The 12,151-nt window shown below is 43.3% G+C and carries 7 protein-coding genes; 5 read left to right on the top strand and 2 right to left on the bottom strand.

The features are described from left to right. Positions 1-2 precede the first annotated feature (2 nt). From ABD949_RS19675 to ABD949_RS19665, 3 genes are read left to right on the top strand one after another with little or no spacing between them, the layout of a single operon-like run. Positions 3-1,565 (top strand): type I restriction-modification system subunit M, encoded by a 1,563-nt coding sequence (locus ABD949_RS19675; protein ID WP_345246157.1) that lies wholly within the window; start codon positions 3-5, stop codon positions 1,563-1,565. A 23-nt stretch (positions 1,566-1,588) separates the two neighbouring features. Next, a complete protein-coding gene (locus ABD949_RS19670; RefSeq protein WP_345246155.1) occupies positions 1,589-2,170 on the top strand; it encodes a hypothetical protein in 582 nt (193 codons plus the stop codon). A gap of 27 nt (positions 2,171-2,197) precedes the next feature. Next, positions 2,198-3,349 (top strand): restriction endonuclease subunit S, encoded by a 1,152-nt coding sequence (locus ABD949_RS19665; RefSeq protein WP_345246153.1) that lies wholly within the window; start codon positions 2,198-2,200, stop codon positions 3,347-3,349. Here the strand turns inward: ABD949_RS19665 and ABD949_RS19660 are convergent, their stop codons facing one another. Then, the gene (locus ABD949_RS19660) at positions 3,350-4,219 is read right to left on the bottom strand and encodes a DUF3037 domain-containing protein (RefSeq protein WP_345246151.1); all 870 of its coding nucleotides are present in this window, start codon (positions 4,217-4,219) and stop codon (positions 3,350-3,352) included. Next, positions 4,216-5,082, bottom strand: a complete 867-nt coding sequence (locus ABD949_RS19655) for a HipA family kinase (RefSeq protein WP_345246149.1) — start codon at positions 5,080-5,082, stop codon at positions 4,216-4,218. The genes ABD949_RS19660 and ABD949_RS19655 overlap by 4 nt, the downstream gene beginning before the upstream one ends. 59 nt (positions 5,083-5,141) lie before the next feature. Here ABD949_RS19655 and ABD949_RS19650 point away from each other — a divergent pair, with 59 nt between their 5' ends. Next, positions 5,142-8,522, top strand: coding sequence for a DEAD/DEAH box helicase family protein (locus ABD949_RS19650; RefSeq protein WP_345246147.1), 3,381 nt, complete (start codon positions 5,142-5,144; stop codon positions 8,520-8,522). A gap of 78 nt (positions 8,523-8,600) precedes the next feature. Beyond that, on the top strand, positions 8,601-12,146 hold the full coding sequence (locus ABD949_RS19645) for a DEAD/DEAH box helicase (protein WP_345246145.1): 3,546 nt from the start codon (positions 8,601-8,603) through the stop codon (positions 12,144-12,146). Positions 12,147-12,151 lie beyond the last annotated feature (5 nt).

The raw sequence follows: 12,151 nt of genomic DNA, 5'->3' as shown, positions 1-12,151 counted from the left end.
CTATGCTCACAGGTGAATTACGCTCCAGGATTGATAAAGTCTGGGAAACCTTCTGGACAGGTGGTCTGACTAACCCAGTTTCCGTTATTGAACAAATTACCTACTTGCTGTTTATCCGGCGGTTAGATGAGCTTCAGACAGCAAAGGAGCAGCAAGCCAACGATTTGCAGGAGCCTATAGAGGACCCGATTTACCAACCAGATCAGTACGAACTGCGCTGGAGCCGGTTCAAGGACAAAGACCCTGATACCCGTTTTGAGCTTTTCCGTAAGCAGAACGGCGTGTTCGATTTTATGCGCTCACTTGGTAAAGAGAGTAACTTTGGCCGGTTCATGAAGGGCGCTAATTTCATGATTCCGACACCGCGTCTGCTAGATCAGGTGGTGAGTCTGCTCGATAATATTGAGATGCGCGACCGCGATACCAAGGGGGACGTGTATGAATATCTGCTCTCCAAGATGGCTACTTCCGGCACCAACGGCCAGTTCCGGACACCCCGCCATATTGTGAAGATGATGGTAGCTATGATCGCTCCTGGCCCGGAAGATATAATCTGTGATCCATCGGCTGGCTCGGCAGGCTTCCTGGTATCGGCCAGCGAATTTGTAGCTGAGAACCACCGACAAACACTGTATAAACCAGCCGTACAGGAGCACTTCCGTAAACGCATGTTGATGGGTATGGAGTTTGACCCGCACATGATCCGGATTGGGGCCATGAACCTGCTGCTGCACGGTATTGAGCCGGAACGGTTGCTCGATGTAGATGCGCTTAGCAAAAGCAACAGTGAGTTTAAAGAAGAGGCTACTATTGTGCTGGCGAATCCGCCCTTTAGAGGTTCCCTGGATGCCGACCATGTGTTGCCGGACCTGCTTCAGAAAACAGTGACTAAGAAAACCGAGCTGCTATTTCTGGCGCTTATACTTCGTGGATTGCGTATTGGCGGCAGAGCAGCGGTGGTAGTCCCCGATGGTGTCTTGTTCGGGGGCTCAAAAGGACACTTACAGATTCGTCGGGAGCTGGTTGAAAAGCAGAAGCTACAGGCGGTTATTTCAATGCCTTCCGGAGTATTTAAGCCGTATGCTGGTGTAAGTACAGCTGTGCTCATCTTTACAAAAACCAACTCTGGTGGTACCGATAAAGTATGGTTTTACGATATGCAGGCTGATGGCCGCAGCCTTGATGACAAACGTACTGTAACTGGTGTAGAGTTTGAGACATTTGCTGATCTTAACGGACTGATTGAAAAGCTCAAAAACAATGAAGCGAACACCGGCGATTACAAAAACGACATTCCTGACCTAGTAATGCGTTGGCTAAATTTAGATGCTGAAGCTGATCGATCCCGCACCGAGCAGAGCTTTTTAGTATCTGTAGACGACATCCGCGCTAATGCTTATGACCTCAGCATCAACCGCTACAAGGAAGTGGTCTACGCCCAGAAGCAATACGATACGCCGGGTACCATATTGGAGCGGATCAAAGCCCTGGATGCTCAGCGACAAGCCGATTTGCAAGCGCTGGAGCAAATGCTTCAACTGACTAATGAAGTAGTCGCTGAATAATTATTATCCAGATTTATCGAGACATGGACTCATTTTCTTTATCAGAAGCGAATGCTTGCGTAGAATCACTAGTTGAGGAGATTATTTCAGATTTGGAAGATATACCAGGGTCGTATGCCAATCTGGAAAACTGCTGGGAAGAGATTTGCGTACAGCGGCAAAGTGAAGAGTTTTTTGAATGGTCACTTTACGAAGCAGCCATTGAAGGGGCTATTCATAACTGCTTTAAAGATTTACCACGCAAAGATAAATTGCTTGTGAATTATGCTGCGTTAGAGGATGCTACAGATATTGATGATGATGAGGTGGATTATGACTGCCTCTACGTTGACGAAATTAACAGTTACCTGTACAAAAAAGTACTTCTACGTGCGCTGAATGACAGACCTCCTCGTGTTAAGGCTTTTTTTGACGATGATATAGAAGAGGAAGATGACCAACAATACGTTGATAAATACCTCGTCCTGCGTATCGACCCTTCACGGCGAGAAGACTATTTAACCATGCTCAGAATGATTGACGGTGTTCAGTTAATTGAACTGGAAGAAGATGCAGTACCAATATTTAAGGAGTTGCTCGATAGCCTCAATGTTGAAGACGAGTAGCAGCCCCAATATTTAATTTCAAATTTTATGAGCAAAACTGTAAAGCTTGGCGATATAGCAACATTCGTGAATGGGTATCCGTTTAAACCAACGGATTGGAAAAAAGAAGGCTTACCCATTATTCGAATTCAAGACCTGACAGGCAATGCATATGAAACAAACTATTTTAACGGTACCGTTCCGGCGAAGTATTATATCCACAACGGCGATATATTAATCTCTTGGTCGGCTAGCTTGGGAATTTATGAATGGCAGAGAGGTAATGCGGTTCTAAACCAGCACATCTTTAAAGTTGTGTTTAATAAACTACCAATTGATAAGCAGTATTTCAGGCATATAGTCGGCCATAAATTAAATGTCATGGTAGCTCTTACTCATGGAGCTACCATGAAACACATCACAAAAGGGGATTTTGACAATATTCCCATTCCCCTCCCCCCCCTCGCTGAGCAGCACCGGATTGCGGCTTTACTAGACAAAGCTGATGCCCTCCGCCAAAAAGACCGCCAACTGCTGTCTCACTACGACCAACTCACCCAAGCCATTTTCCTAGATATGTTTGGTGACCCGGTGAGGAATGAGAAGGGATGGAAAGTAGATAAGCTGTCAAAAGGAGCTAAACTACAAGGAGGGTTTGCCTTTAAAAGCTCAGATTATAGCAACTATGGTACAAAATTAGTAAAAATTACTAATGTTCATTTTGAAAAGCTAATTTGGGACGATATTGACTTCATTCCAGAGAATATTGCTAAAGCCTATCCCAACTTCATGCTTAAAAGCGGTGACATACTTATGGCTATGACACGTCCTATTATTAAATCGTTATCGTCAGCAAAAGTTGTTAAAGTAGAGCACAAAGATTTGCCATGTATACTTAACCAAAGAGTTGGAAGGTTTATTATTGATAAAACCAAACTTAATACAAGTTTCCTATTACAACTCTGCTTTTCAGAATACTTTAAAAATAGAGTTGAAGAATGTTGCGCTGTAGCTTTACAACCTAATATAAGTAGTAAGCAAATAGAAGACTTTTTGATTTATTATCCTCCTTTACTCCTTCAGCAACGCTTCGCCGAAATGGCTATTCAAATTGAACAACAAAAGTTAATAGCCCAACAGCAGATGATGAACAGTGAGAATTTATTTCAACGTTTGTTACAAGAAAGTTTTGGAGAGTAATTAATCCTCCTGAAGCGCTTCAACTGTCTGGTAGGCATACTCTTCTAAGTGCTCCTCAGAAATAATACGCACAGATTTTGGGCGGTGCAAAACATCAAGTGCGCGTTCGTAATACTCCTGTAAAGAACGCTCCCGAGGAGCAGCAACCAGTACATCAAACTGAATGGTTTCTCTTTGGGCGTACTCGTCTAAAAGGGTAAATTCAGCAAAGTTGTTATATGCTTTTGTCTGAATAGATTGGCCTTGCTGCAAATCAAAGCTAACGGTCTTTACAAGGTGTAAAGCATGATTCTGCCAGCCGAAATCAAAACGAGCTGGTGCCACGGTATGCTGAGCCTGCTCAGGCTCTATAACGTAGTTTTCTTGAAAGGTCCGCCTAGGCGTTACAGATTGTAGTAGTCTCTTTACTTTGTTCTTGTAATTGGTCTTCAAATATTGGTCATCATGCCGTTCCACCTCTTCAACCGGATCGTATAGGGAAAGGTATTGCTGATATAAAGCTTCTGTAATCTTATTCAGGCTCTCCGTATAGAGGACAGAGGTCTTGACCGGCGCAAAAACCAAGGCACTGGCATCGGCTGCCAGAAACTCCCGGTGGATAAAGGTTTGGGGGTTCTGCTCGTAATCGTCAAAAAGCTCGGGCTGCCGATTAAGCTGCTCGGCTCTTTTCAAGAACGTTTTGAAGTAAGCCCTTAGGGTTTTCTCAGGTACATTCCTGTACAAGCTCTTTAATCGGGTAAGGCGCTCCGGAAACAGGAATCGTACCTGCTTCTGCACAGGAAATAGGACCAATACGCCCACATTCAGCACCTCTCCCAACGCTTGAGAGTGCCGATACTGGAGTAAGCTATATTGAAACACCGCCTTCATGCAATTAATGTTTTCAGTAGGTTGGTAAACTCAGTATGTCTGGCTTTAGTTTCCGACAGGTAATTTGTAATTCGGTCAACATGGCCGATAGAAACTCCTAATCGTTCTAGCTCACGGGCAGCCTGGCGTATAGTTCGTATATCCAGGTGGCGAAGATGTTCCTGAAACGTGTCGAAGGCTTCAAGTTTAGCCGTTTTTCGCAACTCCTTAAGGTAAGGAAGCAGCAGATGCTTATGGTAAGCGAAGTAGATCTTAGACCACTCAGTTGCATCAAACGACCAATCTACAGAAGCATCCGCATCAACGTCATCGGCGAAAGGAAACGTCTGTTCATGGTCGATAAGGAGAAAATTGTCATCGTTAATCAGCAGGTTTGGTTTATCGCGCAACCCACCCCGATCTAGGTTTTGCACCAGATTATCAAACGCAAAGATAGTGCCTAAATTATACTCTTTCAAGAAAGAAGGCAATAACCCCTGCTTAAAGATGGCCATGTCGGTGGCCAGAGCACTCCCGTATTTAAGTCCGCCATGACAGATTTTTAGCCTATTCAGTTGCTCATCAGACAAGGTAGTCATAAACTCAGGCCCGAACTCAATAAGGGCAAAATCAGGCACCGGTAGTTCAAATTCACACGCCAGCAGGTTACCATAAACCTCTTTGGCCACTGCATGTTGCTGTTCAATTTGCCGTTTAGTAAAAAGTTTTACCACATATGGCTCAATAGTATCTCGGTGGGTGAGTACCCGAATAATCCAGGGGTTTGTAGAACCTCCCTGATTTACAGGCGCATCGAACGATACAGCTTGATAGATAGGCAAATTCAATGGTGTATGGGTAGGCAGACTGTTAACAACAAACATACACAGTTTATCCTATATTTACTTTTCTGCTATTCCTAAATACCTGAATTCACATTTGCATGAGTTCTAACTTTACCTTCCTTGACTCAACGCTACCCGATGTTGGCGAGACCGCTGCGCTGGCCGAACAGTTTGCTTTAGTAAAACCTGTAGTGGCAACGGCCATGTGCCGCAAAGGGCTTGAGGAGTTGGTGATGTACATGTACGCCAACGACCCGCGTCTGACACCCCATTTCCCTACCGATCCCAGAGACCGCACACTGGCAAAGTTGATGGGACAGTTGGAGTTTAAGAAGCTAGTACCTACTGCCCTTAAGGATCAGCTTTATCTCCTGAAGGAGTATGGTAATCAGGCCGTTCATGCCAGTGACGCAAAACTTACCTCAGTTCAGTCGCTGGTAGCCCTAAAAGCGCTCTATGGTATTTGCGTGCTGGCCGTCAAAACATACTTCGGACCATCAATACCCGTCTCGCCTTTTGACGAGTCCCTATTACCAACAAAGGCCATCTACCAAACAGCCGATCAGATTGCCGAACTGGAGGCTAAGTTGCAAGAGCAGACGCTGCTTACTGATATTCATGCCGAGCAACTGAAGGCCAAAGAAGCCGAAATTGCTAAGCTCAAAGCGCAGCTTGATCAGAACACCGAAGCACTCCAAACCTACACGGGTGCATTCACCGAAGCAGAAACCCGCCAATTGTTCATCGACAAACTGCTGCGGGAAGCAGGCTGGATTATCGCACCCAAACCCGGCCGACGGGCTTATGGCGAAAATGTCTCCATCGAAGAAGCAATTACGCCGAGTGACGTTGCCGATTATGTGTTATGGGGAGATGATGGCCTGCCCTTAGCCGTAGTTGAAGCTAAGCGTACAACCGTAGATTGGGAAGACGGCAAACGGCAGGCTGTGCGCTACGCCAAGGCACTGGAACAACGTTATGGCCGTCGACCGCTGATTTACTATACTAATGGATTCCGGACCGGCTTCTGGGATGATCAGCGGTATATTCCCCGTACCGTGCAGGGATTCCACAAAGCCGATGAAATGGCCCGCATGATCGCCCGCCGGACCGAACAAAAGCCGGTTAAGGACATGAAGATTAATACCGCGATAGCAGACCGGTATTACCAGAAGCAGGCCATTGCCGCCGTAGGCGAACACTTTGCCGACAATTTCCGAAAGGCGCTCCTGGTGATGGCCACCGGCAGCGGAAAAACCCGGACCGCAGCCGCGCTCGTTGATGTACTGGTCAGAGCAAACTGGGTAAAGCGGGTGCTGTTTTTAGCCGACCGTAAAGCGCTAGTGAGGCAAGCCCACGAAAACTTCGGCCGCTACGTGCCAAGCCTGACGGGGGTAAACCTGCTAAAGTCGGATGAATACGAAGATGCCCGGATTGTGTTTTCAACCTACAAAACCATCCTGAACCGAATCGATACCGAATGGAAGAACGGAAACCGGGTATTTGGTGTAGGCTACTTCGATCTGATTATCATTGACGAAGCGCACCGAAGCATTTATAAGCAGTACAGAGCCATCTTCGAGTATTTTGATAGCCTGCTGGTAGGCCTGACCGCCACCCCAAAAGACGATACGGACCGGGATACTTTTGCTTTCTTTAACCTGTCGAACGGCAACCCTACCTATGACTACCCACTCAGCCAGGCCGTTGCTGACGACTACCTGGTGCCTTACAAGGGCAGATCTGTCCCGCTGAAATTTATGCAGCAGGGTATCCGGTACGATGAATTGTCGGATGAAGAAAAAGAGGAATACGAAGAAACTTTTGGGGATGAAGACGGCAATATTCCGGAAGGCTTTGATCCGGAGGAGTTGAATACCTGGCTTTTTAATAAAGATACAGTGGACAAAATGCTTGTCCATTTGATGGAGAAAGGTCATAAAATTGAAGGCGGTGACCGCATCGGCAAATCCATCATTTTTGCCAAGAAGCACGAACACGCCAAGTTTATCGTCGCCCGCTTCAACGAATTATTTCCACAGTATAAAGGGCAGCTCTGCCAGTTAGTTGATTACTCGCTGGGCAACGAAGCCGAGAGCCTGATCACTGAATTCGCCGACGAAAACAAAACCGATTTTCAGATTGCCGTTTCGGTAGACATGCTCGACACCGGTATAGACATCCCGGAGGTGGTCAACCTGGTATTCTTTAAGCGCGTTCTGTCAAAAGCCAAGTTCTGGCAGATGATCGGGCGCGGAACCCGCCTGCGGCCAAACCTCTTTGGCCCCGGCCTCAACAAGAAGAACTTCTATATTTTCGACTATTGCGGCAACTTCGAGTTTTTCGCCCAGCAGCTCGATGAAGCCAGTCCAGCTATTCCACCGAGTTTAAGTGAGCAGATTTTCATCACCCGTTTACGGTTGGCGTTAGCCCTTCCTGATGACCTGGATGCCGAAACACAGGAGCTGAAAGCCACCTTGCTAAAGACCTTACAAGCGCAGGTACAAAGTCTGGACGAAAACAGCTTCCTGGTTCGGCGCGAGTGGGAGCGAGTCATCAAATACAAGGACGAAGCGCGTTGGAGAGCCTTGGATGATGCCGATGTAACGGAGTTGGAAACCTACATAGCCCCGCTCATCAGCGACGAGAAGTCAGACGAAACCTCCCGGCGATTCGACCTGCTCTTACTACAGACCCAATACAACAGCCTTGTTGGCTCAAAACAGAAGGTAACTACGCTGGTGAGTAAGGTCCGCCGGATCGGACATGGTCTCCAGAAAAAAGGGGGCATTCCGCAAGTGGCCAATCAGATGAAGGTGATTGATGATGTTGCCGGAACTGACTTCTGGAAAACGTTAACTATTCCCTCCTTAGAGCCGGTACGGCTGTCATTACGAGGTTTGGTAAAGTACCTGGACAAAGAGAGCCGCCCCATTGTATACACCGACTTTACAGATGAGTTTTCCGGGGAGGAGCTGGTGCACGAGCATACTATAGGCTATGTAAGCAGCGAGGCCTACCGGGACCGGATGGAGCAAATTATCAGGCAAAACCAAAACCATCTAACAATCTGGAAGCTTAAAAATAATCAGCCGATTACGGAAGAAGAGATAAACGAGCTGGATCGGATGCTATTTGAAAGAGCTGATGTAGATTCCAGGGAGCACTTTGAGGAGGCTTTAGGAAAGCGTCCATTGGGTGAATTCGTGCGCAATATTGTGGGTATCGATAAATCAGCGGCCAAGGCAGCCTTCTCCGCCTTTCTGGACAACGGTCCTATGTCTACCGCTCAAATAGAATTCATCAATATGATTATCAACTATCTGGCAGAGAACGGAGTCATAGAAAAGAAAGTACTGTACCGCCAACCCTTTACGGATTTTGACAGTTCCGGCGTTTCCGCCCTATTCCAGAACAAAGTAAGCCAGCTATTCAAAATAATAGACGACATCAACAACAACGCGCAAGCGACGGCTTAATTCTGCATTTTTTAGTATAATTCAATACAACTCTATATAATACCATAGAGCTAAAACAAAGATCACACCTTAAATTTTATGGAGCCATCCAAAAATAACCGTCAATTCAGAATGACTCATGAAACAAGACAAAAACCTAAGCAGGTTACATCAAATCCAAAATTAACAGAAATCAACTTATGGTCTAAGTATATAAAAGCTCAGAAGAAAGTTCTGGAAAGCCTTTCAAAACCTATAGGTATTCTATATAGTGATCTTATTAACGAGGGAACTCTACGGGTTACAGTTAAGCCTAACGACGATAAAGCTGAAATACAGAATACTTTAATAAACAGGCTGGGAGTCAAACCGCAAAATATTCATTTTGATGATAGTTACTTTATTATACCAAATGATATACAAATCAAAAATGAAGTTATTGACGAGGTAAATACCAAATTAAGTAATAATTACTGTCGGGTTATACCTAGACCAGAAATTGACGGTGTTTTCAAATCAACAAGAGATAGTTTAAATAAATTGTTAGAAGAATTGTTACCTGATGAACCTGATATAGAAAGCCGCTTCTCGCAAGACAGTGCAATTTTTCTTTCTTTCGAAGAAATTACTAGACTTGATGACCTTCTTAAAAAGTACCCCAACCTAAGTAGGGATAAACGTATAGGTTGTATTTACAGTTATTCTGTCAATCCTATTGCGAGTCATATTCAATCTTTTTACAAGCCTCTTATCAATGTCGAGTCAAAATTTACAATCGTCAATGAAAAAAGTCTTGAATTTAAGTTAAGATCTAATAAAGTAAAAATAAGCAATGGATCTTTGCATGGTGAGGTAGAACAAGAGCTGAAAGATTTAATACGGTTAACACGACTTAACTTCACAATTAGTATTACAGACAATATTTCTGGAGAAACTTCTTTGCGGACTTTTTACGATAAGAATATAAACAATGTAGGTTCAAATGGAGATGAATTTGAAGAGTCTAAAGGTTCTTTAGATAATAGTGATTTTGATAATGCAGATGAAAGCTTTGCTTTTTGGTATAAGTATATCTTAAATGATAAAGTAAGGGGCAAATACACACTTAAGGTTGAAAACTCAACTTATGAATATGATATAAAGCAATCTATAGAGCATTGGCACTCACTTTCTAATGCAAGTAATGAGCTTATTTATAGATATCTGAATAGAACTTTGGAAACTACAAGTAAAGAAAATGATTTTCAATTTTACCCAGATGAAAGACGAATTGCTTTTGATATTTTAAACTCAAACGACCTTTTAAAGAAGCTTCAGCGTATCATTAATATACCGAATCTATTACTAAATCATAGAGGGAAAGACCAACGTTATAAAGTACGTTTAAAATATGAGTCTCCGCTTAAGCAACTAGAGGAACTTATTAATAAGTATCTTCCTAATGCAGAATATATTTTTGATACACATAAAGATCGACTCCGGCTATTTATAACAAGAAATAATAGTAAAATCTGGTCAATTATAAATGAGAAGTTATTTTCTGACAATTGGTATTTTGAGCTTTCAACAACAGCCGCGCTTTACCAAACTTATGGTTTGCTTTATGATGCAGAGCAACGTAAGGCTGACGACATCCGCTTATACAGGTCTCTAACTGGCTGTGAAGTAGGGATTAGTAAAAAAGAAATAATTGGTCAAGTACGAAGAGTCGAGTACCCTTCGCTTGATATTGAGTTAGGACAAGGAATTAATCTATCGCAAGAAATAGACTTCATTATACCTGTTTTTACTGGTGAATATGAAAGAATTTATAGATTAAATGAAGTCTTAGAGGTTATTCAGCAAAGGCCGTCATCTCATCCAAATAATTATAAGGTGGCTAAATATTTATTTGATAGTTCAAAAGCTAAGTCAATTCCGGAGACGATTAACCTTTCGGTGGACGGTGACGAATGGCAGAAGATGGCCGAACACCTTTCTTCGAAGACAATAAATAGATCTCAGTTTGAAGCTATTTTAAAAGCTATCCATGCTCCAGAGCTAGCGTTGATTCAGGGACCACCAGGTACCGGAAAGTCAACGGCCATTGCTGAGTTAGTATGGCAGTTAGTCAGAACCAAGCCGGATGAGCTTATTTTATTAACTTCTGAGGCACATCTGGCGGTTGACAATGCGATGGAGAAGCTCTCTAACAGCAACCACAACTTAGTAAAACCAATACGGTTCGGAAATGAAGAAAAACTGGAAACCGAAGGAGCTAGATATTCATATGATAGACTTAGTAGCTGGACAAGAGGTCAATCTTTGGAAGAAGAATCTCGTGTAGATGAGTTAGAAGATAATATTCTTGTACGATGGCACCAGAATATCATTAACCGCTGCCTTTCTCAAGTAGATGAAGAAACAAGGGAGCTACGTAGCCAATGGGCAAAGGTATTCAACACAGATAATGATTATATACGTAAAATTCTATTTGATCAATATATTGAGCATACAAATGTAATAGGAGCTACTACTGGTTCTATTGGGTGGAGAAACTCAGAGGGTAGGCCAACGAGCTTTTTGAGAAACTGGGATGAAGTCTATCCTGGAACTTTACGACAAAGAGAAAATCCAATAAAGTTTGATACAGTAATAATTGATGAGGCTAGCAAAGCTACTCCTCCAGAGCTAGCCCTACCCATGCTCTATGCGAAGAAAGCAATCGTTGTAGGTGACCATCGGCAACTTCCTCCTATGCTTGATGAAGGAGAATTTGCAGAGGTACTGGACAAGATAGGTGAAAATGAATTAGCTCAGTTCTTCCGGAAACAAGATAATAGGGTGTCACTCTTTGAAAAGCTTTTCCTGAACCCCAAGCTCTCACCATCTCTGCGAGGAACGTTTAATCAGCAATACCGGATGCATCCTGCTATAAATGATGTTATTAGGCAATTCTACTTAGAAGATGGTGGTCTTTACTGCGGGCTTGACCTTAACTTAGTTGATAGTCCGGATTTATATGAGCCACAAAGCCGCTATCATGGTCTTTCTCAGGAAGGTTTCCTTTCGGAGGACACTCACTGTATTTGGGTTAATGTAACCACCCCCGAAGTTAAAGAAAGGACTTCACGATCTAATGTGGGTGAGGTTAAAGTAATTAAGAAAATACTACAAAGAATAGCCAGTTCAAAAGGTTATAAGGATTACATGGACTTTTGGGATCAGCCGAAATATAAACCTGAGGAGCGTGAAATAGGAATAATTTCATTCTATGGAAGCCAGTTAGGTCATCTGCGTCAGATTTCAAATGAAGTAAGTCAAGAACTACAAAATATTCAAATTAGACTTTCTACCGTGGATAGGTTTCAAGGTATGGAGCGAAATATAGTTATTGTTTCCCTAGTACGGAGTGACCGTATAGCTTCGTCAATTCATCATGCACCTGATTGGGAGGAATATCCAGAATTAGGGTATAGCAGTCAGAATGATCTAGGGTTCGCTGAGTTCCCAAACCGCTTAAATGTGGCTTTATCTAGAGCAAAACGTTTGTTGGTAATTGTAGGTAATTCAAATCTGTTTACTCGAAAATTAATTTACAAGAATGTTTTTCAAACAATAAAAAATTCTAAATATGGTAAAGTAATAAATGCAGATGAATTATAATCATG

It is taken from the genome of Nibrella saemangeumensis, from assembly GCF_039541915.1.
GTDB classification, from domain to species: domain Bacteria; phylum Bacteroidota; class Bacteroidia; order Cytophagales; family Spirosomataceae; genus Nibrella; species Nibrella saemangeumensis.
The sequence above is the reverse complement of the archived record's forward strand: the minus strand, read 5'-3'. Positions and strand labels throughout refer to the sequence as shown.

What these genes read in the sequence shown, in the direction of transcription:
- ABD949_RS19675 (WP_345246157.1), top strand. Translation starts at nt 3, where the DNA reads ATGCTCACAGGTGAATTACGCTCCAGGATTGATAAAGTCTGGGAAACC.
- ABD949_RS19670 (WP_345246155.1), top strand. Translation starts at nt 1,589, where the DNA reads ATGGACTCATTTTCTTTATCAGAAGCGAATGCTTGCGTAGAATCACTA.
- ABD949_RS19665 (WP_345246153.1), top strand. Translation starts at nt 2,198, where the DNA reads ATGAGCAAAACTGTAAAGCTTGGCGATATAGCAACATTCGTGAATGGG.
- ABD949_RS19660 (WP_345246151.1), bottom strand. Translation starts at nt 4,219, where the DNA reads ATGAAGGCGGTGTTTCAATATAGCTTACTCCAGTATCGGCACTCTCAA.
- ABD949_RS19655 (WP_345246149.1), bottom strand. Translation starts at nt 5,082, where the DNA reads ATGTTTGTTGTTAACAGTCTGCCTACCCATACACCATTGAATTTGCCT.
- ABD949_RS19650 (WP_345246147.1), top strand. Translation starts at nt 5,142, where the DNA reads ATGAGTTCTAACTTTACCTTCCTTGACTCAACGCTACCCGATGTTGGC.
- ABD949_RS19645 (WP_345246145.1), top strand. Translation starts at nt 8,601, where the DNA reads ATGGAGCCATCCAAAAATAACCGTCAATTCAGAATGACTCATGAAACA.